Below are 22,737 nucleotides of genomic sequence, written 5' to 3' on the forward strand. Positions count from 1 at the left end.
AAATGTCATTACGTTATAGCATTTTAGCGAGCGGAAGTACGGGGAATTCGCTTTATGTTGAATCAGACGAGCATTCCTTTTTAGTAGATGCCGGTTTTAGCGGGAAACAAATGGAGGCATTTTTTCAGCATATAGATCGTGATATAAGTAAATTATCAGGAATATTTGTTACTCATGAACACAGCGACCATATAAAAGGGATTGGCGTGTTAGCCCGTAAATATAAGCTGCCAGTTTATGCAAATGAAAATACATGGCGTGCAATGGAGCGGTTAGTCGGGGATATCCCTACTGAACAAAAAATGATTTTTAGCACAGAAAGTGTAAAAAGCTTTGGGGCAATAGATATTGAATCTTTTGGAGTATCGCATGACGCGGCAGAACCCATGTTTTATGTATTCCACCACTCGGGTAAGAAATTGGTCTTGATTACAGATACAGGCTATGTGAGCGACAGGATGAAAGGAATCATTTCAAATGCAGATGCCTATATTTTTGAATCCAATCATGATGTTCAAATGTTAAGAATGGGTAGATATCCTTGGAATATAAAACGAAGGATCCTAAGCGATCTTGGACACGTTTCAAATGAGGATGCGGCGATTGCTATGAGTGAGGTCATCGGAGACAATACCAAACGAGTGTACCTTGCCCACTTAAGTCTCGACAACAATATGAAAGACTTAGCAAGAATGTCAGTAGCCCAAACACTTCAGAGTCAGGGGCTAATCGTCGGTGAGGGGTTTGATCTCTATGACACGGACCCTAAAGTACCTACTATTTTAACTGCAGTTTAAAGAATAGCTGAAGCGCATAGGCGTTGAAGCTAGACCATTTAAAGAACAAAGATACCTCAATGTTGGTATCTTTGTTCTTTTTTTTATAAAATAGTTTTGGACAGAGTATAATTGTAACTATAAGCCAAAATATTAATTAGTTGCTTATGAAAGGGAGACGTGGTGAAAATGGGTTACTATGATGATCATTCACAAGGGCGTAACCAAAAGATGAATAGGAACAGAGGCAGTTTTCTACTTGCAAGCATTGTTGGTGCGATACTTGGGGCAATGCTAGTTGTTATTTCAATTCCGGCATTATCGAATCAAGGTTTCCTTCCTTACAATGTACAGCCCAATCAAAGTGAATCTGCAGGGACAAATGATAATCAAGACAATTTTATTCAGCAGCAAGTGTCATACGATGTAAATACGGATACGACAAAAGCCATTGATAAGGCTGCCGATGCGGTAGTTGGGATTAATAATATACAAACATCAAATTTTTGGTACGACGAGGGCGGAGACAACCAAGGACCTGCGGGTACCGGGTCAGGTGTCGTTTATAAAAAAGCAGGAAATAAAGCTTTCGTTGTAACCAACCAGCATGTGGTTGAAGGAGCTACACAGTTAGAGGTAACCTTAAATGATGGCACAAAGATACCTGCTAAACTTCTCGGTGGAGATGTTTGGACAGACTTAGCTGTACTTGAAATAGACGCAGCTAAGATTAAAAAAGTTGCTGAATTCGGCAATTCGGATGCCTTAAAGATGGGTGAGCCGGTAATGGCGATAGGAAATCCATTAGGTGCTACCTTTTCAGGATCGGTTACACAAGGCATTATCTCAGGGATTAATCGGACAATCCCTGTTGATATTAACCAAGACGGGATTATGGATTGGCAGGCAGAGGTATTGCAAACAGACGCAGCCATTAATCCTGGTAACAGTGGTGGTGCCTTAATTAATATTGCTGGACAACTTATTGGGATTAACTCAATGAAAATCGCTCAAAATGCTGTTGAGGGGATTGGCTTATCCATCCCGATTAATTACGCAAGACCCATTATTAATGACTTAGAACAATTTGGCGTGGTCAAACGGCCATACATGGGAGTCGACTTAAAGTCAGTGGCTGAAATTCCTGGTTACTATCAAGAAGAAGCATTAAAATTACCAAGGGATATTACGTATGGAGTCGCTCTTCGTCAAGTTGTACCGAATTCACCGGCTGCACAGGCTGGGTTACAAGAGCTGGATGTCATTGTAGAGATGGATGAAAAAACCATACATGACGTAATTGATCTCAGAAAGCATCTATATCAAGAGACAAAAATTGGCGATCAAATGAAAATCAAATATTATCGAGAAGGAAAGCTGCAAACGACCACGATTACCTTAGCTGAAGACAGGTCGTAAATGGGAAAGCAGAAAGGTGTGATCGCACCTTTCTGCTTTTTTATGGTATAGTGGTTGATTGTATGAAGTAGTTTGGAAAGTAAATAATAAGAGAAAAAGTATACGGGAAGGAGACGTTAAATTGATCTATTGCTGTGAGGAACATGTAGATTTGGCATTAGATAGCGTTGTGAATGAATTTGAAACGTTTCCAGTTTTATCAAAAACAACTGGGGATAACTTATCAACAGGCTGTGAATATTGCCAAAATAGAGCTGTATATATTGTGGCGAACAAATGATTCCATACAAGATGTGGATAAAAAATGTGGACATGTGGATAACTTTTGTGGATAAGTTGTTTGTAAACTGTTTGTAACATCAAAAAAGAGGGTTGTGGATTGTGAATATCTCAATTATCACGGTTGGCAAATTAAAAGAAAAATATTTAAAAATGGGAATTGATGAATATTTAAAACGATTGAATGCGTATGCGAAAGTGGAAGTCATTGAAGTAGCGGATGAAAAGGCACCTGAAGAATTAAGTGAGTCTGAAATGATTCAGGTCAAGCAAAAAGAGGGAGAGAGAATTTTAGCTAAAATTAGCCAGGATACATATGTCATTGCACTAGCAATCAATGGAAAAATGCAATCTTCTGAGGAGCTTGCCGATACATTAGATAAACTAGCCACGTACGGAAAAAGTAAGATTGCTTTTATTATCGGCGGGTCTTTAGGTCTAAGTGATGAGGTATTAAAGAGAGCAAACGAACATCTCTCTTTTTCGAAAATGACCTTTCCACATCAATTGATGAAGTTGATCCTTGTAGAGCAGATTTATCGGGCATATCGGATCAACCGGGGGGAACCTTACCACAAATAGAGGCAGTTTAAAAATATGGTTCAACTTCGGACAAGGGTGAGCATAAAAAGCTAGGTCATGTCTGAAGTTGTGTGAACTTCGGACAAGGATAAGCATAAAAGGCAAGGGTAAGTCTGAAGTCGTGTGAACTTTGGAAAGGGTAGAGCATAAAAAGCAAGGTAGAGTCCGAAGTCGTGTGAACTTCGGACAAGGATGAGCATAAAAAGCTAGGTCAAGTCTGAAGTCGTGTGACCTTCGGACAGGGTAGAGCATAAAAAGCCAGATCAAGTCCGAAGTCGTGTGAACTTCGGACAAGGAAGGGCATAAAAAGCTAGCTCATGTCTGAAGATGTGTGAACTTCGGACAAGGAAGAGCCTAAAAGGCCAGGTCAAGTCCGAAGTCGTGTGAACTTTGGACAAGGAAGAGCATAAAAGGCAAGGTCATGTCTGAAGTCGAGTGAACTTCGGACTGGGTAGAGCATAAAAAGTAAGGTCAAGTCCGAAGTCGAGTGAACTTCGGACAAGGAAGAGCATAAAAGACAAGGTCATGTCTGAAGTCGAGTGAACTTCGGACAGGGTAGAGCATAAAAAGCAAGGTAGAGTCCGAAGTCGAGTGAACTTCGGACAAGGAAGAGCATAAAAGACAAGGTCATGTCTGAAGTCGAGTGAACTTCGGACAGGGTAGAGCATAAAAAGCAAGGTAGAGTCCGAAGTCGTGTGAACTTCGGACAAGGAAGAGCATAAAAGGCAAGGTCATGTCTGAAGTCGAGTGAACTTCGAACAGGGTAGAGCCTAAAAAGCCAGGTCATGTCTGAAGATGTGTGAACTTCGGACAAGGTAGAGCTTAAAAAGCCAGGTCAAGTCCAAAGTCGTGTGAACTTCGGACAAGGATGAGCCTAAAAAGCCAGATCAAGTCCGAAGTCTTGTGAATTTCGGACAGGGAAGAAATAGTGTCAGGGAAAATACCAATCTGTTATATAAAATAGGAGTCGCTTGTTTTTCCAAAGGACGTAAGGTTTTTCTTTAATACTCTGCAAAATGTCCTTTTGGTTAAATCGACGTTGCACCACTCATAAATGTTTGTAGTAGTGACCTTTCGTTCAGGAAATAACAACTGAAACTCCTTCACATTCCGTAGAATAGCAGCTTCGACTGTTTCATGACCTCCACACTTTTCGCAAACAAAGTGATGGGTTTGTAAAGAAACCAAAAAGGAACGACAAAATTTACAATAAATGTCCTTTTTTAGCTGATCATATTGATAGTTTGGCACCTGTGTAAATGGGTTTGTAGTTTGATGTAATGAAAGTAATTGTTGAGCCAATTTTTTGTGGCCATCATTCAACTTTGATGATGTGTCATTTATACTTTTTAAAAACCGGTTCACTTGTGTGGGAAGAATAATGGGGTGGTCCACTTGCGCATTGTATAAAGTAAATTCAGGATTAATAAAAATAATGGTGGCTTCAACGAGGTAATTAAGCTTGAGGTCTTGTAGCAACTGGCGGAATTGTGCTGCGCATTTGTTTAATTGATTGATTGGATTTTTATATTCTCGGCCGGTTTTAACGAGAAAGAATCTGTCCTTATCAAGGCAAAAGTCTCCTTCAAAATTTTTAACATCTAACAAGCGAATGACTTCCTGTGATATAAGCGTTGAATCAATTTGAATATAAGAATTGTTTATTTTAAGCAGCAAGTCATTGATGAAATACCTTTCTTCTTGAATAACTTCTGCCTTCCGGTCAAATTGCACCTCACCCTCATATCCTTTTTCTAGGTTGAAATAATGGAACTTTTCTTCTTGTGTTAACTCCATACGCGTGTTTAAAGATCGCATTTTCAATAATTCATCTGATTCTCGTCGGCTTCTAAGTATCATTGGCCACTTCCTTTCTAAGCCTATTTTATATATTAACCGGACACATGTTTGTGAATTTTCTGTTAAATTTTTAAAAGGCACCTTTGAATGAATTTTTATAGTAAACTGCTGCTTACACAGGTGCGATGAACCTTACCATAAATAGAAGCAGTTTTTTATCTATTTTGGAATTTCTCTTATTAAAATAAAGCTATCTTCACCCTCGGTTTTTGTCGATAACTTGGACATTATTCGGGGTGTGGCAGACACTGTCTGAATATAGTTCAATCAATCCTATTTTTCAGCAAGGTCGGACGGTTCTCATGTTTCACTCACCCAAATATATATACTAATAGATATTTTAAATCATGGCTTTGGATAATTATGTTCATCGTAGCTGTAGCATCCTCAAAATATTTGCAGGAAATCCACTTCTATGTTGTAAGTAGGGGCCTATGATTGTTACATTATAAATAAAAATATCCTTTTTAAGGGGAAACTATTGGGGAAAGTAGGGAAAGGATGATTATTGGATTAGTAGTATTAGCAGGTTTGCTCTTAATAGGATTTGTATACGAACAGGTTTCGCGGCGCAGTGATGGGAAAAGACTCCCTATCGGTGAAATGATTGATGTTGGCGGCTATCGTCTCCATCTAACAGATGCTGGTAAAGGTGGGCCCACGGTCATCATTATTCATGGTGCAGGTGATAGCTCTTATTCATGGATACATATTCGGAAACAATTATCTAAGTTTACTAGAGTTATTACTTATGACCGTGCAGGTATGGGTTCAAGTGATCCCGGCCCCTTGCCAACTCCGGAACATACCGTCAAAGAACTTAAGAACCTACTAGACAAGATTGGTGCCCCTGGACCATATGTACTTGTAGGTCATTCCCTGGGAGGACTGATTGCCCGACTCTATGCTTTAAAATATCCTAATCAGGTGGCTGGCTTAGTGTTCTTAGATTCGTCACATGAATTTCTAAAGGATGATGTCAAGTTTAAGCAGGGTTTTGCCATCGTCGGATTTATGCTGAAGGTACTAAGACTGATGTCTCCATTTGGTATTCCTCGATTCTTTGGTAATATTCTAGGCATTATACCGATGTTTGTTAATGAACTTTCCTATTACAAACAGCAGCTTAGTGCCGAGGAATACAAGCTATGGAAAGATATCGTTTACAGTGTTTTTGCCAGAAGGACAGCGGAAGCGGAATTCAAAGGTGCATGGGCACACTTAAATCAAGCTGCGAATCAATTAAATAACGGAATGGAAAAACCACAGTTTGGTGACCTTCCAATCGCTGTTGTAAGCAACCCAGGATTTGGTCCTCAATGGACCGAGATGCAAAGAGAACTAGCCTCCCGTTCCACCAATCATATCCATAAGATTAGTGATCGAAAGGGACACAGTCTGCAAATGCCACGACCCGAATATGTTATGGAAGCAGTCCATCACGTAGTTAAACAAGCACAGGAACGTAGCGGTCAAACTCTAGCTGGATCATATCAGGAACATAAATCTTGAATATAGTTTGTCTTGGTCTTTTAAATGAGAACCATCCTGTTCATGCACATTTAAATTTACTAGATTGGGTTTCTATGGCTATCTTCGGTATTATTTAAATTTAATAGATGACTTTAGCTAAAGATCCTAAAATATCAGAAGTTTTGAATGAATCATCAAATAAAAAAAAGACTACCTGTCTTTTAGGGACAGGTAGTCTTTTGAGGTACGAGACAAATGAAGCTTATTTATTAACCGAAACCGTAAATTCGGATACATTATTGGCTTTATCCGTTGCAGTTACAATTAAATCTGTGTTAGTACTTACTACCCCGGTAAGTTGTAGGCTAAACATTCCGTCCTGGCCGACAGTCAGGTGCTAATTTGTCAATATTGGAAATCGTAACTGGAAGCTCAGTGACATTTCCCGCAAGATCTGTTGCAATAAAGGTAAATGTGCCATTTTCAGTAAAGGTATGGCTTGTTGTATTGAGTGAACCTTCTTCATTCATGCTGGCAGTAACCAGCACCCCTAATTTAATGAAGGGGTGCTGCTTTATGATTAATATTCTCCTTTAATGACAAAAAACGAGCCACGAATGGTTCCAGCCAATTTAGACTTTTGTCTGGCAAACTTAAACTTCCCTTCTAACTCTTTTGGTATCTCCATTCCCTCAGAAAGCTTAAAACCAACAGCTCGCTTCGGTTTAGGACCATCAATCGTATAAAGGACGTTGACTTCCAGACCATCTTCATAAAAGACATAGGTCCATTTGATATTTTCCACTTGAAAACTAGATGTCTCTAAAGGCTTAGCTGCGAACTCAATATCACGTTCTTCTTTTAAAAGGCGATTCACATAATCAAGGGCTTCGGAGGACTCGCTAGCTGGAACAACCGTAAATTCATGCTTGTATTTGTTCATAAAGTAACGGGCTTCATTGGCACGTAAACCGGCAAGTGTTGCTGCAACTGGTGAAGACTCTAAACCAATCGTAGACACATTTTTAAAATCAACGATATAAGACATTTCCATCCTCCGTAAAAAAACATTATTTCCTAACAACTGGAATCCACATTTCACCAAACACTAAGCCATTCCGCTTCCCCATTTCGACTGATGCATTTGGCCCGCCAACATAGGCGACATCCCTTACTTCTGGCAGAACTTGACCGAAGGCAATGCCAGTAAGCATATTACTTAACTCTTCAGACGTTTCCGCTTCTCCTTTTACAACAATGTATTCTCCTTTTGGAAATTGAATCATTCTTGTTGCGTCTGGTAGTGTTTTCTCTGTCATGACGCCAGCATAATGCATCATCTTGTTATTCACCGCTTCGTTCACGACAAAAATATAGTCATTTGTGGCTACAGTTTTTAAGGCATCAAGTGTTCCATCTTGTTGGACTGCATGCCAAAAGTCTGACTTTTCCTTCATAATGCCAGCATAATCTGTGTAATCGCTCTTAAGTTCTGTTCCAAAGCCTAATACAGTAAATTCATCTTTTTCTTCTAAAGTATAATTTGTCATATTCAAAACCTTCCTTTTTTTAAAAATTGAATCAAATCATTTGTCTTTCCACTTGATGAGTTTATAATAACTTTAAATCATGTCAAAAAGTGAAACTGTTTAGGAAGTGTGCAGCTGAATGAAAAAAGTTGAACGAATTAATACCATTATGCGGTATATCAACAATCGCGCCCAATTTACCATTTCTGAAATTATGCGGGAATTTGACATCTCCCGTTCGACAGCTATTAGAGATATCAAAGAAATTGAAGCCATGGGGATGCCGCTTGTCGCTGAAGTAGGAAGGGATGGGGGTTATTTTGTCATGCACAACTCTGTCCTGCCCACTGTTCGCTTTACCGATAATGAGATTAAAGCTCTATTTATCGCCTTTATGGCCACAAGGAATCAACAACTACCTTATCTAAAAAGTCGTCAGTCTTTAGCTGAAAAATTACTAGGTCTCATCTCAGAAAACCAGCAAGATGACCTGATTCTTTTAAATCAAATCTTGCTTTTTGAAGGGACCAACCCAAATAATCCCGACCTGCTTGAGCTTTCAGACCTTCCCCATCCCATGTTAGAAAAACTCATTCATATCCTTCTTGTGGATCGGTATTTATGGATCACGATTAATGAAGAGAAGGAAATAAAGTCTTATCCCATTTATCTCTTGAACCTTTACCGTGAAAAAAGCCTGTGGCTGATTGAAGGTTTTGACTTAAAGGAAGAAAAGAAGCAAATCTTTCACGTCGACAATCTCACCGATGTCAAACCCTATCCAACGAAAAAAAGAATAAGTAAGAAAAAGATTTTAGAAAATCTGAGTAAGCAGGAAGAAGTTATCAACCTTGTTCTTGAACTCGGTCCAAAAGCAATTGCGCAGTTTAAAAAATACCACCCTTTAAAAGTATCATTATCCTATACGAATCCCTACCAAGCCACAGCTATTCTAAAGACTTTTATCAATGTTAATAATCCAGAAGAATTGAATGAAATGACAAGTTGGCTGCTTTTCTTAGGTGGGGATATTAAGGTCAGGGAAGTGCCAAAAGAAGTCTTAGAAGGTTTACAAGAGAGATTATTTCTATATTGCCCATAAGCCGTGCCAGTTAAAACCGATTTTGGAAAACTGTGGTGGTGGATGGGTTCATTTGATGGGGCGAACCGATTCCATATACGGAGTGCTGTGACCAAACGGGGCAGGCAAAAGAAAATGTGGAGCAATAGTATGACTCCACATTTTTAAACATACTAACATTAGTAGCACAAACCAAGGCCATGGTTTGTGCTCAGGTACATTTTTTTATCAATCTATACTGTTATTTTGACACGGCTATTTCAAAGTCATTTGAGAATCGGCGACTGGCAGTTTCAAAGAATACTTTCCAGAGCCGGTTGCAGTTTCGCTGATAAATTTAATCCCGCTTTTAGGTGAAATCGCATTTTGTGCGTTTAGAGAAGATTCAAATACAACCTTTACTTCACTTGCGACAGGGGCAAAGGTCCAGTTTTCATCCGCAGAAGGGTCAATGGTTTGTTGTTCCTGAATATAATCAATGATCGCCTGGCGGTTTTCATCTGGGTACATTTCGACTGCTGTTTGATTTCTTACGCCAGGGAAATTCCCGCCTGCCCGATAGTTGTTTGTCGCAACAAGGAATTCCTGTTCAAGGTCAATTGGCCGGCCGTTGTACTGTAAATTTTTAATACGATTTGCCTCAGCATGAATCAGATTGCCATTTCTGTCATACTTAGCCGGCTCAGTTACATCTATTTCATATGTTACTCCATCTATCACGTCATAGTTATAGGTTGGATAGCTGTTATTAATTAATGGCTGCTCGTTATCTGAAGTTGAGTCAATTTGATTAAACTGACCGGCGGACATTTCAAGCCATTCTTTTACATCCGCACCGGTAATTTTAATCGCAGCAACCGTGTTTGGATAAAGATAAAGATCTGCCACATTTTTAATCGCAATCGTTCCTGCTGGAATATACGTATAGTCGCCTCCGAAGCCTGCTTTAAATGGTGCACCAGCAGAAAGAATTGGCAGATTTTCATCAGAGGTACCCTTCACTTTTTTCTCCACATACCACTTTTGCGCGTTTGTCACAATCTGAATGGAAGGGTCATCCTGAGCAAGGGCAAAATAGCTGTGAATATCTGCTGTCGTAGTTCCCACCGGCTGGCGGATATACTTAATCGTTTCTTCGTGTGCTTCTTTAACCGCTTCTAATACTTCGAAATCAGGTTCAGCCAAGCTTGTTTTCGTTGTTTTATCATATATAGCTCGTAATTCTGACTCAGAATCTTTAACTAGCCATTTCCCTTTTTCTTTCGCAATTTTTAAATCAATGACACCAAGGTGGCTTCCCCAGCTCCCTGCCATTACAACAGGTACTCCGTTGATTGTCCCTTTTTCTGTATCTACTCCCGGAAGATTTCCATAGTTTCCTGGGAATGTGGAATGACTATGACCGGAAATAATGGCGTCAATGCCTTCTACCTTTGTCAGGTCGTAGGTGGCATTTTCCTCCATCTCATTGATTTTTTCATCACCAATTCCAGTGTGGGCCAAGGCAATAATTAGATCAGCGCCTTCTTTTTTCATTTTCGGGATTTGTGCTTCGACTGATTTTACAATATCCTTCGTGGTTACTTTACCAGCAAGATGGGCCTTATCCCACTGAGTGATTTGCGGAGCGACAGCCCCGACTACGCCAACTTTGATCACTTGCGTTTTCCCTCTGTTGTCTACTACTTTCTTCTTTAAAATAGTATAAGGTTTGAAGTAATGTTCATCATTGGTTGGGTCGTTATCGTGATCATCCTTAAATACATTGGCACTAACATAAGGCATTGGAGCATCGTCCAATACTTCATCAAGGAAATCTAATCCATAATTAAACTCATGGTTTCCAACAGTTGCTGCATCATAGTCTAATTGTTTCATTGCTTGAAAGACTGGATGAAGTTCTCCCTCCTCAAGCTTGTCCACTCTTGCTTTATAATCGCCAAGCGGGTTTCCTTGAATCAAGTCACCATTGTCAAAAAGGAGAGTGTTTTTCGCTTCCTCTCTTGCTTCTTTGATCAAGGCAGCTGTTTTGGCAAGACCAAATTCCAGCGTCCCAGCATCCTTATAATAATCATAGTTATAAAGATTGGTGTGAATATCTGTCGTTCCAAGAATCCTTATGGATACCTCGTGTTTGCCAGTCTGGTCTGGCTTTGCCGCCATTACAGACTGATACGAAAGGGGAGCGGCTAAGACCGATAATGCCATAGTAGCTGCTGCTAATCTTTTCCCTGCTTGAACGAACGGTTTTTTCAATGGATACAGCTCCTTATAAATGTTTTGTTTCAAACCAATATAAATTATAAAGAGAAGTTCCAATGCTTAAATGCGCCTATAGACTGAAGTATTCTTAAGAGTTTGTAAATTCAGTGTAAATAATTAGGTCTAAATTCCTGAATAGGTAAGATAATAAAAACTATACATCTACTTAACATTTCCTTAACAATTATCTTGTTTAATTGAACTGTAAACTATTAATCCATTAGGAGGATTTATTAGATGATTAATAAGAAACTTGTGAAAAAGGGGTCTGCCTTAGCACTTGCTTTAGCGATTACGATTCCAGCCGTAACACCGGCATTTGCGGCTTCTCAAAATAACAATAAAATAGAGTCTGTTAGATTTAATGGAATGCAAGCACCTGCAACGATTGATGAAATGGTAAAAACATATACAAATGCAACCGTTGATGTGAAATATATCAATGGAAAAGTAAAAACATTTCCACTGACTTACAACTACCTATTTAAATCAGAAGATAAGGTAGCAACCGTTAAAGGTGAAAAAGTTCCTGCTGGTACACCTATTGATGTAAATGGAAATCCAATTAAGGATCCAAGCGGCACAAACGGAGAATACTTTGTCTCTGACGCTCCGGATTCAAACAGCTTATTAATGCCTATTAACGGCAAACTTTATATGGTTACACACTATGAATACCAAACGATTGATGCTGCTGGTAAATCAGCATACGGTTTAGTTCCAGCATCTATGTCTTTAACTGAGGTGGAACAAGACAAAAAAACAGGTGAACTTACACCTGTAAATGTAGAAAAAATTGATTTTTCAGCTGTAAATGGACTTTGGATTCCATGTAACGGATCACTATCTCCATGGAATACACATTTAGGTTCTGAAGAGTACGAACCAGATGCACGTCTTTTCTTAGATCCAACTTCGAAAGTAAGAAGTCAAGTTGAAACATTTGCTCAATTCTATTTCGGAGATAAAGCAAAGGCTAATCCTTATTTCTATGGCTACACTCCTGAAATTACAGTAGGTAAAAATGGTAAAACATCCGTTGAAAAACATTACAGTACAGGACGTTTCTCTCATGAGTTAGCTAAAGTAATGCCTGATAATAAAACTGTTTTCTATGGTGATGACGGTGGCAATACAGGTATGTTTATGTATGTAGCTGACAAGGCAAAAGATTTATCAGCAGGTACACTTTATGCAGCAACATTCAAACAAACAGGTACTGAAAACGGCGGATCAGGAGATTTACAATGGATTAATTTGGGACATGCAACAGATAAAGAAGTGAAGGATATTATTGATAGCGGCATTACATTCAATGATATATTTGAAACTTCAGATGTTCCTAAAGAAGGATTTACAGCTATTAAACAATATTCATATGGTAAAGTTGAGTACTTAAAACTGAAGCCTGGTAAGGAAAAGGCAGCAGCTTTCCTTGAAACACGCCGCTGGGCAGCCATGCTTGGTGCGACTACTGAATTTAACAAAATGGAAGGTTTAGCACTAAACGAAAAGGATAAAAAGGTATATGTTGCCATCTCCGATCAAAGTAAGGCAATGGAAAAGGATTCAACTGGTAAAGATCCAGCAGATCATATTCAATTACCAAAAATTAAAGCTGGTGTAACCTATCAATTAGACTTGCAAGGCGGCCAAAAAGATAGTAATGGAAATGCAATTAACAGCTCGTATGTAGCACCATCCATGTCTGGTTTGGTAGTAGGGGAAGACCTCCCTGCAGCTGATGCATATGGAAATACTGCAAATGTAGATAAAGTAGCGAATCCGGATAACTTAAGCTACTCTGAAGCAATGAGAACACTCTTTATTGGTGAAGATAGTGGTAACCACACAAATAACTTCGTTTGGGCTTATAATGTTGATACGAAAGAATTAGAGCGTATTTTATCTGTTCCAGCAGTGGCGGAAGCAACTGGATTATTTGCTGCTGATGACCGCAATGGCTTCTCATACATTTTCAGTAATTTCCAGCATCCTGGTGATGAAGTAGAAGGTAAGTCCATTACCGCTGTTAATAAAGAAGAACTACTTAAAGCTGTTGACGAACAAATTGGTATTAATAAAACAGGCGGTATTGGTTATATCTCTGGTATGCCATCTGTAACAAAAATGCCAAAAAATAAATAAGATAACTGATTCTACAACATCGATTATTGGTAAAACAGAAGCTAATTCAGTAATGAAATTGTTAATTAATATTAATGGAAAAGGAAATAGACTACCTGTCTTTTTTGGACGGGTAGTCTATTTTAGTTTAATGTAGCAACCCCATCTTCTTCAAATCTTGGAGTAACATTGGTGTTATAAGCAAACCCATTAATTACATTCATTACTATTGGTGATGTTTTATCCATATTCTTGTTGATTTTGGTTTAGGGTTGAGAATTCATAAGCGGAGAATTTCCGACTATTGTATAGAGGAAGCTTAGGAAGCAGATATAAGCGGAGATATTCCGGTTAACTGCTTTAAAAGAGACAATATCCAAGGATTTGGATAAAATAAGCGGAAAAACTCCGCCTATTTTTAAGGAAATATGGTTATTTCCCAATTTAAGCGGAAATTAGCCGCTTATTTTCCAAACACATTGAAAATCAACATTCCATCCATTTTTTCATTCCATTTCCTCCTTTCAATTCTTGGATTCAGTATAATCAGGAAGTCTGGAATGAAACTGAAAAATGCAATAAAGTATGTAGTTAATTCCAAAACTTTAAAAAAAGTTCGATGTCCTTTTTTACAGCTAAAAAACCTGCAGACTAGTCTACAGGCTTTTTGGTTCAATTATTTTAATAGTTTTTGAATCACGAGATGTGTTAGATTTGGTACTACTTCAAATGAGTACGTCATTTCCAGTCTTTCAAGTTTCTTGTGAGCATCTAAACCATAAGGGCCAATATTGATTACTGGTACATTGATATCGCGAATGTCTTGATATTCTACAAAGTGCTTGGTGCCCCAGCCAGGATTGTTGTTCGATACGGCACTGATACCGGCTTCGTCATCACTAAGAGCTACAAAACTCATATCAGAGATATAAGGGAAAAAGTTGCGTGTTACAATCGGATATTGATAGTATGGCTGGAGTTCTTCCACTGCTTCATCCAATGAAGTAATTAAAGCAAGCTCATTAGTTGTTTTCCCTGTCAATTCAATTCGTGGAGAGTACAGGGAGGAATAAAACAGAATAATGGCTGGATTTTTATCCTTCATCCATTTCCAAGCTTCCTCTACCACTTTTGCGGCAAACATGCGCGTATCTAGTTCCGTATTTTTTAAAAGCTTTTCTTTAAATTGACTCATATGTGCCGTGAACGCTTCGCCGTTCTCATCGACCAATAATTGTTCCATTTCCTCGTAGGTCAACACTTTAGGTTTCCAAGAATGCGGTACATATGGTTCACCGCTTATTGTGCTGTATTGTTTATACCTTTCTTCGAAGGAAGTCAGGGCATTGGTAAAAGCAATCATAGCTTGTTCCTTTAACTTTTCAAGCACGTCCTTTGGAGACCAGGAATGAATAAAGAAATTGTAATAAACATAAGCAGCTAAGGCAGTTTGAACGGTATAAGACGGCTTTAAATCCGTTTGTTTTAACGAAACAGGAGGCACGGTCGTCTCACCAAACGCTTCGTTACAAAGCTCCGGATTGTAATTAATTTGCCTGGTCAGCTCGGCTGCAATAAAGTTTGGATCGAGTCCTTCAAAGGCTGAACCCACATGCGTTTCTGCTCCCGTAATAAAGAAAGATGGCAGCAGCTTTCCGACGGTCCCTTTGTAGATATAACGATTTTCATCACCTTCATATCTTGGTGAAACGAAATCCGCATTAATCGCGGCAACATAATCAAAACCATGTTCACTTCTCCAGCATTTCAATGTTTTCAAAGCGGAAAGAACACCATGTGAACTATCCTCCTCGTCACATTCCGCTAAGAGGACAATGTTTCCTTCTAATTCTTCAGGACGCTGAGAATAATAGTTTAAGAGATATACGTTACTGGCAACCCCGCTTTTCATATCAAGGACGCCGCGGCCAAATAACCAATCTCCCGAATCTAAATGTTCTTTCGCAGCAGCTGGCAGCTGTTCCATTTTTAGTGATTCCATCAGTTCATCTGGGAAGCAAGCTTGGTCTTTTAAATGGGTAAAATCTTCAATCCCCACCGTGTCCATATGGCCCATCAAAATCACAGTACGGTTGCTAGTTCCCTTTGTTCCTTTCACAAAAGCCAGAACATTATAACGTTCTTGATCATCATTTAGTGTTTGTTCTAAAACAAGGTGGCTGGGGTTTTGTGAAAAATAGGGCATAGAGGAAATCATAGAATATAAAGATTGAGCAATATCCTTTTCGCCACTGGTATTAACGACACTTTCAATGTTTACGAGCTGTTTCGTGAATGTCAGTACATCCTCACGACATTGCAACATAGTTTTGACCTTCTTTTCTAGTAATTTAGTATTTTAAAAAAATGTATCTCAGAAGATAAAGCCCGTCAAGCCTTTTAATTTGGGGATAAATTCCATTAAGAACATTATTGCAATTGTGGGAATATTTTTATATAATGAAATTGCTTCGTTAAACTAAATATAAATCCTCATTTTAAGCATTAGATGGGGTAGAGGTCGCGTTTGTTATTAGTATCCTATTAGAGATTCAGTGAAATCTATGAAAATAGGAAAAAGGATCAATCGCCGAAGCTTCTGAAATCACTTCTTTCAGAAAGCTGGGTCTGCACTCGAATAGGGGCAGAACTGTCACAGTTCCTTGGAATTGTGGAGAACTATCTTCACCAGTGCTAATCGATGAGGGTGTGCAGAACACCGTCATATTCATCCAGACGGTGTTTTTTTATTAACAAGGGGGAATATTTATGAAAAAATTTGCATTTTTATTAGCAGCAATGATGTTGATTTTATCTGCTTGCGGCACTGAGAAGACAGATGGGGAAAAGGCAGAAAAGGCAAACGGGGGAAAGCATGAGTTAGTGAAAAAAGGTGCGTTAACATTCTCGATGACAGGACAATATCCACCGTTAAACTTTAAGAAAGACGATAAATTGACTGGATTTGATGTTGAAATTGGAACAGAAATTGCTAAGAGGATCGGACTTGAAGCAAACCCTGTAACGAATCAATGGGAAACGATTATCCAAGGTTTGAAGGCAAAGAAATATGATGCCATTATTGGAAGTATGACTGCTACACCTGAACGTGATAAGCAAGTTGATTTCACTAATCCATATTATCTATCCGGTGCACAGATCTTTGTAGCGGAAGGCAATACGGATATTCAATCAAAGGATGATTTGAAGGGTAAATCGATTGGGGTCATTCAAGCCAGCACATGGAAGGATATGGCTGAAGAATTATCTGATCAAGTAAAAGGCTATCCAACAGACGTAAACGCACTTCAAGATTTGGAGCTTGGCCGTTTAGATGCCGTAATCACGGATAAAATTGTCGGTGTTAGTGCACAAAATGAAAAAGGCCTAAAAATTAAGGAAATTGGCGATTTATTGAATGAAGACCGTGTAAGTGTAGCCGTTGCTGAAGGAAACAAAGAGCTTGCTGATCAAATCAACGAAGCCCTCCAATCTATGATTGATGATGGTACGTATGAAAAAATCAGTATGAAATGGTTTAATACAAACATTATGGAAAAGTAAGATTGAAAAAAATACTTTCGTGTAAGCACCTAATGTGGGTGCTTGCGCTTTTTTAAAGAAGGAGGTACACATTGTGGTTTTTATTGAAAATATCATGAGTATTTTTAGTGAACATGGAATTGCTTTTTTGAAAGCTTCTTGGATGACCATCTCCATAACGGCAATCTCGCTATTATTTGCGATGGTGATTGGCTTAATTTTCGCGGGCTTTAAGATTTCCTCTAGTAAAATACTAAATTGGATTGCGGATATCTACATTGGTATTATTCGTGGAACGCCTCTCATTGTTCAAATTATGTTCCTTTATTATGGACTTGCCAATATCGTGAACCTAGACAGCTTCACGGCAGGAGCTCTGGCATTAGGTGTTCATACTGGAGCTTACATTGCTGAAATTTTTAGAGGAGCTGTGCAATCCATTGACCGTGGACAGATGGAAGCGGCTAGGTCACTCGGAATGCCCTACTCTCTCGCGATGAGGAGAATTATTTTCCCGCAAGCTTTCAAAAGAGCAATTCCATCTTTAGCAAATCAGTTTATTATTGGCTTAAAAGATTCTTCCCTTGTTGCCTATATTGCCGTAACAGATCTATATAACACAGCTCTTAGTGTCCAAGGTGAAAACTATATGCCTTTTGAAACGTATTTTGTTGTAGGGGTCTATTATTTGATTATCGTCCTAATTTTCACATGGGTTGCGAATCGTATTGAAAAGAAAATGGATGTCAGCAAACCTAAGGAGGGCGTAATTGCATGATTGAAATTAGCAATCTTTCAAAATCCTTTGGGAAGCTTGAAGTATTAAAAAATATAAACTTAAGTGTACATGAGAAAGAAGTAGTTGTTCTAATCGGTGCAAGTGGCTCTGGTAAAAGTACGCTGCTTCGCTGCCTGAATTTTTTAGAAGTGGCAGAGCGCGGTGACATTATCATCGATTCTGAAAACATAGACCTGGCAAAAACAAACTTAAATAAAGTTAGAGAAAAGGTAGGAATGGTGTTTCAGCATTTCAATCTTTTCCCTCATAAAACCGTACTAGAAAATATTATCGAAGCACCGATTTTTGTCAGAAAAGAGACAAAGGATGCAGCAAGTTCAAAAGCAATGGCTCTTCTTAAAAAAGTTGGCTTAGAGGATAAAGCGAATTACTATCCTGAACAATTATCGGGCGGACAAAAACAGCGGGTAGCAATTGCGAGAGCATTAGCAATGGAACCAAAAGTAATGCTATTTGATGAGCCGACTTCAGCATTGGATCCTGAGCTTGTTGGTGAAGTGCTGCAGGTAATGAAGGATCTGGCACGTGACGGGATGACGATGGTGATTGTCACACATGAAATGGGATTTGCGAAAGAAGTGGCGGACAGAGTCATTATGCTTGCAGACGGAAATATTATTGAAGAAGGACATCCCAATGATATCTTTGCCAATCCCATACATGAACGTACGAAAAGGTTTTTAAACCAAATATTATAGAATGTAACAAAACCTGCCTTTGGAGTATGCAAGGCAGGTTTTTTATCTTTTTATTTAATAGGAAATTCCTATTTTAAGTCCACAAGAATAAAAGTTTCGTCATCGCTCTTAAAATCTACGTTTTTTTCATTATTTAGACACTGTAAAATTTCCTGTTTCAATTGATATAAAGGTAATGAGACTGTTCTCCTTACTAATGGAGCTAAATAGTTTGAAATAAGGGGATCAACACCATCTGTGTAAAGGAGCAGTCTGCCTCCCTTTTTATATGTAAAGGTATTTGTTTTAAATACAACACCCTCAAATGTTCCAAGCGGCGGGGCTGTAGAAGACAATTCATATTGTGTTCCATTAGGATCCTGCCATATAGCAGGAGGATGGCCTGCATTTACATAATCAATTTTTTGTCTTTCTGTATCGATTAATAAATAGATAGCGGTAGAATAATGCCTAGCCTCCTCATTGTTATGAAACAATTTGTGAAGGTGGCTATCCAATTCTCTCATTACAAGATCAACAGGAACTCCTGCTGAAATTAGTCTTTGAAACAGAGAATGAAGAGTCATTGTGATTAAAGCGGAAGAAATTCCATGGCCCATCACATCAAGCAAAATGATTCCATAGCGATATTGGTCAATTTGATAAATCCCGTAGATATCACCTGATAATTCACCAGAGGCATTATAGAATACTTCCATTTGAACCTTATAATTGTTAATCGGATCGGTTAATGATGTTTCTTGAATGATTCTAGCCAGCTCTAACTCTTTCTGTGTTTCTATTTTATAGTTTTGATTTTGTTGGTTCAGTTCAAGTAATTCTTGTTTTTGGATTTCCAGCTTCTTAAGGGTAGTCTCTAATTCAGTGATCGCTTTATGCTTTGCTTTTAACGCTTCTTCGGTTTCCTTTTTTGCTAAAAGCAATTCACTTTCAAACTCGTTTCTTTTACGCATTGGTATAATAATACATTCCAATACTGTTCTCTCATTTACTTTCCTTAGCAGAGCGTTGATAAGAACGGGAATTTCTTCTCCGTTACCGGCCTCGAGTGAAATATACATTTCCTCTACCCGTTGTTCAAGTTTAATAAGCGGGAAAAAGTAAAACTGTGAAAACAGACGGGCTGGGACAGTGAGGATAGAATTGACATGTTGTCCTATTAAGGAATCATGGCTGTAATTGAGTATCTTGAGAAAAGTTTGATTCATTTCTAAAATAAAACCATCTTCTGACAGGGTGAGAAATCCACAAGGTGCATGATTCAACTGTTCGTCCATTAAAGAGGAACTCCTCTACCCACTGGGCTGCCTTCTACAGATACAGAGGCTTCGATCAGATATTGGGTGATTAGGTGAATAGTCTCCTCGGGATGACTCATATGCGGGCAATGTCCAGTTGCCTCCATTATTTTTAACATACTATTAGGAAGTTGACGATGAATATACTCTCCTACTGCTAATGGAGCAATAATATCATTTGAACACTGTAAAATAAGTGCTGGTACTGTTACCTTTTTTAAATCGGCGCGGTTATCGGCAAAAAAAGCAGCCTCTGCAAATTCCCGTGCAATAATAGGGTCAGTGGTACAAAATCGTTCTTCCAGTTGAAGTTTAACCTCTGGCAGCTCAGGATTATTGGTTACCACCTGAGAAAAAACATTTGCCCAACCTATGTAATTTTTCTCCATCATATCAATTAAGCCTAAAAGTTCCTCTTTTTCAAAGCCGCCGTAGTAATTCGGAGGATCATTTAGGTAGCATGGAGAAGGGCCGATCATAACGAGATGAGAAAAGTACTCAGGATGACTCAATGATGCCAGCATACCAATCATGCTCCCAACAGAGTGGCCAACAAATACGGTGTCTTTTAAATCTAAGGCTGTGCAAACATCAAGTACATCTTGTGCGTAGCCAAGGAGACTACTATATCTTTTCGAATCATACGCATGTATGTCTGAACGACCCAAACCTACGTAATCAAATAAAATGACTTGGTAATCTTTTTCAAAAGCTTCGGCAACTGACTTCCAAACAGTTTGGTCACAGCCAAAGCCAGGGGCAAAAATGATTGATTGTTTACCTTTGCCTTTAATCTTCACATTATTCCGAAATATAATGTCCTGATCCATCCTGATGCTCCTTTCTATTATTATATCTATCTATCATATCACTTATATCCAAAAAATGGGGTTTTCTCTAATAGTACTTAAGACCTCACTTTAAAAAAGTGTTATATTGAACTATCTTCATCATAAGTAAATGAGGTATTTAGGAAGATACAAATAAAAAAACCTCAATTAGATTAGTCACGGTGAACCGTACTAAAAATAAATGAGGTTTATTTGATTCTTTTTCATCCCTTGTTTAGCAAAGGACGTTCTTGCAAGTATAGCGCTAAATCCGGACAGTTGCCTTCAAGTATTTCCGTCACAATAATCTTAGCCAACATTTGACTGTAAACCGTCCCATTATCGCCAAAGGCAAATAGAAAATAGCAATTAGGATATTCTTTATATTGACCAATAATCGGAATGCCGTCCGATGTACCTCCATAAAATGCAGATACGTAATAATCAGGCTGTACTTTAATAGTGGGAAACATTTTATTAAATTCTTCAATCAGTTTATTCTTCTTGTGAATCAGTTTACTATCACGGTCTTCAGGATAGGTAGTATTCTCATCAAGTCCGCCTATGATAATCCGGTTATCTCTGGTTGTACGCATGAATAAATAGGGACGAGCGGTTTCCCAAATGAGAGTTCTGTTATACCATTCAGAGAAATCTTCGACTGGATTGGTGGTCACCGTATAGGTACTGACAAAGGAGGCTTTTTTCTCCTTTTTGATGTCCATTCCTTCATAACCTGCTGCAAAAATGATATAACGGGCTTGTATAGAACATCCAGTCTTTGTAGAAACAATCATCCTTCCTAGTTCTTCATCATAATGGTGACCGTTCATTTCAGTATTTTCAAATATAGTGATTCCTCTTTGTGCTGCGTAATCCAATAGTGCATGGGTGAATCTGAACGGGTTAATTTCTGCATCATTGTATGAGTAAATAGCGGCATCCCTGCTAAACGGATATTTTCCTTCAATCTCTTCCTTTGTTAAAAAGGTAAGTTCACCGTTCTGCTGTTTTAAAAATTCATATTCCTTTTTTAGACTTTCAACGTCTTCTGGACAGCTGGCGGAATATAGGGTATCCCTCCTGTTGAATTCACAATCAATATTGACATTTTTTGAGGCTGTTTCTATTTCATTAATGGCTTCCTTTAGTAATTGTAAATGCCTTTTTATGTAATCTGCTCCAAAGGTGTTGATCAAATCTGTAAACATCTTTTCACCAGAGTATTGAATGAGAGCTGTATTCGTACTGGTACTGCCGCTTCCAATTCTTGACTTTTCAATTAGAACCACATCTAAATTAGAATTAGCAAGATAATATGCGCACTGTGCCCCGGAGCTTCCACCCCCAATAATTAATACATCACAAGATAAATCCTCATCCAAAGAGGAGTAGGATGGAGGATCAGGAAAAGTAGTGGGCCAATAATAGGTTCCAGATTGTAAATTCATTTATATCCCCCTGTTAAAAAGTATAATGATAATATATCCAACCTTATTTTATGCATGCAAAAAGCGGCATTTAGATTGGTCACTATATACATTTTTAAACAAGGAGGCTCTGTGTATTCGAATGAAAACAGTACAGGATTAAATTAGGTGGTAAAACTTTGGAAGGTTCCCCAATTTTCTTGCCTTGCCAACTGGGGATAAACGGACAGAAAGTTAATGATGATGGGTGCTTGATCTAAATGAGGATAGGTGTTGAATAGAAATCGATCGCCGTATCTTATAGCGGTTAATGCAAGTGGTAATTCACGTCTAAATATTTCATTGCGTTTTGCTGAGACAGATGGAGTAAATTGTCCTTGATCTACGTGTAAATAAACATAAAAACACAAAAAACTCCCGTGACTTTTCCATTCGCCTAAAACTTCATCTCTCATAGAGTTAATTTTTTCCCAAGCATACTTCATTCCGATATTTAAAAATAGTTGTCCAGTTATATCAGAATGAGTGAGTGTATAGCGCCTTGGGATGAATGGTTCCGTATAAGAAACTCCGTCCACGTATTCCACAGATAGTTTTTCAGGATAAAAAGTACTCAAGTAATCAACCCCCATTTTTATCACGATATTGGAAACTGACCGTTTGTAAATTTCTTATATATCTTAATAAAGGCAGCTCCACGACAGATCAGAGCTACCTCATTATTAATTTTCTCATGTTATTCCTTATCATT

Annotated in this window: 21 protein-coding genes and 1 riboswitch; of the genes, 10 read left to right on the plus strand and 11 right to left on the minus strand. The window is 38.5% G+C overall.

All coding sequences use genetic code 11. The annotated features are described in order from the left end of the window. Positions 1–2 precede the first annotated feature (2 nt). The 4 genes from ACN6MT_RS04325 (at position 3) to rlmH (ending at position 3,056) form a co-directional block, all read left to right on the plus strand. Positions 3–797: an MBL fold metallo-hydrolase gene (locus ACN6MT_RS04325; protein WP_063253927.1), complete on the plus strand. Its 795-nt coding sequence runs from the start codon at positions 3–5 to the stop codon at positions 795–797. Positions 798–965: 168 nt separating this feature from the next. Then, positions 966–2,195 carry a S1C family serine protease gene (locus ACN6MT_RS04330; RefSeq protein WP_419954862.1) on the plus strand — a complete coding sequence of 410 codons (1,230 nt, stop codon included), beginning with the start codon at positions 966–968 and terminating at the stop codon, positions 2,193–2,195. Positions 2,196–2,316: 121 nt separating this feature from the next. Then, positions 2,317–2,475: a CxxH/CxxC protein gene (locus ACN6MT_RS04335; RefSeq protein WP_082799560.1), complete on the plus strand. Its 159-nt coding sequence runs from the start codon at positions 2,317–2,319 to the stop codon at positions 2,473–2,475. 101 nt (positions 2,476–2,576) lie between these two features. Beyond that, positions 2,577–3,056, plus strand: a complete 480-nt coding sequence (gene rlmH / locus ACN6MT_RS04340; protein WP_419954863.1) for a 23S rRNA (pseudouridine(1915)-N(3))-methyltransferase RlmH — start codon at positions 2,577–2,579, stop codon at positions 3,054–3,056. Positions 3,057–4,007: 951 nt separating this feature from the next. On the opposite strand, the gene ACN6MT_RS04345 is transcribed toward rlmH, so the two are convergent. Continuing rightward, positions 4,008–4,916 carry a nuclease-related domain-containing protein gene (locus tag ACN6MT_RS04345; protein WP_419954864.1) on the minus strand — a complete coding sequence of 303 codons (909 nt, stop codon included), beginning with the start codon at positions 4,914–4,916 and terminating at the stop codon, positions 4,008–4,010. A gap of 501 nt (positions 4,917–5,417) precedes the next feature. Here ACN6MT_RS04345 and ACN6MT_RS04350 point away from each other — a divergent pair. Beyond that, positions 5,418–6,428, plus strand: coding sequence for an alpha/beta fold hydrolase (locus ACN6MT_RS04350; RefSeq protein WP_419954865.1), 1,011 nt, complete (start codon positions 5,418–5,420; stop codon positions 6,426–6,428). A gap of 223 nt (positions 6,429–6,651) precedes the next feature. Here the strand turns inward: ACN6MT_RS04350 and ACN6MT_RS04355 are convergent, their stop codons facing one another. Genes ACN6MT_RS04355 through ACN6MT_RS04370 form a run of 4 tightly spaced genes read right to left on the minus strand, consistent with a single transcriptional unit; the run spans position 6,652 to position 7,939 of the window. Further along, complete coding sequence (locus ACN6MT_RS04355) at positions 6,652–6,762, minus strand: hypothetical protein (RefSeq protein ID WP_419954866.1); 111 nt, start codon at positions 6,760–6,762, stop codon at positions 6,652–6,654. Then, entirely contained in the window at positions 6,755–6,919 is a 165-nt protein-coding gene (locus ACN6MT_RS04360; protein WP_419954867.1) for a hypothetical protein, read from the minus strand. The genes ACN6MT_RS04355 and ACN6MT_RS04360 overlap by 8 nt, the downstream gene beginning before the upstream one ends. Before the next feature lie 50 nt (positions 6,920–6,969). Further along, complete coding sequence (locus tag ACN6MT_RS04365) at positions 6,970–7,437, minus strand: phage tail protein (RefSeq protein ID WP_419954868.1); 468 nt, start codon at positions 7,435–7,437, stop codon at positions 6,970–6,972. A 22-nt stretch (positions 7,438–7,459) separates the two neighbouring features. Continuing rightward, the gene (locus ACN6MT_RS04370) at positions 7,460–7,939 is read right to left on the minus strand and encodes a GyrI-like domain-containing protein (RefSeq protein WP_419954869.1); all 480 of its coding nucleotides are present in this window, start codon (positions 7,937–7,939) and stop codon (positions 7,460–7,462) included. A gap of 118 nt (positions 7,940–8,057) precedes the next feature. Between ACN6MT_RS04370 and ACN6MT_RS04375 the strand changes: the two genes are divergently transcribed. Beyond that, a complete protein-coding gene (locus ACN6MT_RS04375; protein WP_419954870.1) occupies positions 8,058–9,020 on the plus strand; it encodes a helix-turn-helix transcriptional regulator in 963 nt (320 codons plus the stop codon). 234 nt (positions 9,021–9,254) lie between these two features. Here ACN6MT_RS04375 and ACN6MT_RS04380 read toward each other — a convergent pair whose 3' ends face one another. Then, positions 9,255–11,255, minus strand: a complete 2,001-nt coding sequence (locus ACN6MT_RS04380; RefSeq protein ID WP_419954871.1) for a bifunctional 2',3'-cyclic-nucleotide 2'-phosphodiesterase/3'-nucleotidase — start codon at positions 11,253–11,255, stop codon at positions 9,255–9,257. A 243-nt stretch (positions 11,256–11,498) separates the two neighbouring features. On the opposite strand from ACN6MT_RS04380, the gene ACN6MT_RS04385 reads away from it, so the two are divergent. Continuing rightward, entirely contained in the window at positions 11,499–13,409 is a 1,911-nt protein-coding gene (locus ACN6MT_RS04385) for a PhoX family protein (protein WP_419954872.1), read from the plus strand. A gap of 655 nt (positions 13,410–14,064) precedes the next feature. On the opposite strand, the gene ACN6MT_RS04390 is transcribed toward ACN6MT_RS04385, so the two are convergent. Beyond that, entirely contained in the window at positions 14,065–15,714 is a 1,650-nt protein-coding gene (locus ACN6MT_RS04390) for a M20/M25/M40 family metallo-hydrolase (RefSeq protein WP_419954873.1), read from the minus strand. A 181-nt stretch (positions 15,715–15,895) separates the two neighbouring features. Then, positions 15,896–16,078: riboswitch (Lysine riboswitch) on the plus strand. 79 nt (positions 16,079–16,157) lie between these two features. Between ACN6MT_RS04390 and ACN6MT_RS04395 the strand changes: the two genes are divergently transcribed. From ACN6MT_RS04395 to ACN6MT_RS04405, 3 genes are all read left to right on the plus strand, one after another. Then, a complete protein-coding gene (locus tag ACN6MT_RS04395) occupies positions 16,158–16,952 on the plus strand; it encodes an ABC transporter substrate-binding protein (RefSeq protein ID WP_419954874.1) in 795 nt (264 codons plus the stop codon). Between the two features lie 94 nt (positions 16,953–17,046). Continuing rightward, a complete protein-coding gene (locus ACN6MT_RS04400) occupies positions 17,047–17,709 on the plus strand; it encodes an amino acid ABC transporter permease (RefSeq protein ID WP_063254045.1) in 663 nt (220 codons plus the stop codon). Beyond that, positions 17,706–18,428, plus strand: a complete 723-nt coding sequence (locus ACN6MT_RS04405) for an amino acid ABC transporter ATP-binding protein (RefSeq protein WP_419954875.1) — start codon at positions 17,706–17,708, stop codon at positions 18,426–18,428. The genes ACN6MT_RS04400 and ACN6MT_RS04405 overlap by 4 nt, the downstream gene beginning before the upstream one ends. 68 nt (positions 18,429–18,496) lie before the next feature. Here ACN6MT_RS04405 and ACN6MT_RS04410 read toward each other — a convergent pair whose 3' ends face one another. The 4 genes from ACN6MT_RS04410 to ACN6MT_RS04425 form a co-directional block, all read right to left on the minus strand. After that, positions 18,497–19,705, minus strand: a complete 1,209-nt coding sequence (locus ACN6MT_RS04410) for a SpoIIE family protein phosphatase (protein ID WP_419954876.1) — start codon at positions 19,703–19,705, stop codon at positions 18,497–18,499. Next, a complete protein-coding gene (locus ACN6MT_RS04415; RefSeq protein WP_419954877.1) occupies positions 19,705–20,556 on the minus strand; it encodes an alpha/beta fold hydrolase in 852 nt (283 codons plus the stop codon). Before ACN6MT_RS04415 ends, ACN6MT_RS04410 begins: the two co-directional genes overlap by 1 nt. A 224-nt stretch (positions 20,557–20,780) precedes the next feature. Next, positions 20,781–22,007, minus strand: coding sequence for an NAD(P)/FAD-dependent oxidoreductase (locus ACN6MT_RS04420; protein ID WP_419954878.1), 1,227 nt, complete (start codon positions 22,005–22,007; stop codon positions 20,781–20,783). A gap of 143 nt (positions 22,008–22,150) precedes the next feature. Beyond that, the gene (locus ACN6MT_RS04425; RefSeq protein WP_419954879.1) at positions 22,151–22,603 is read right to left on the minus strand and encodes a staygreen family protein; all 453 of its coding nucleotides are present in this window, start codon (positions 22,601–22,603) and stop codon (positions 22,151–22,153) included. Between the last annotated feature and the right edge of the window lie 134 nt (positions 22,604–22,737).

Source organism: Neobacillus niacini, from assembly GCF_048572935.1.
GTDB lineage: Bacteria > Bacillota > Bacilli > Bacillales > Cytobacillaceae > Neobacillus > Neobacillus niacini.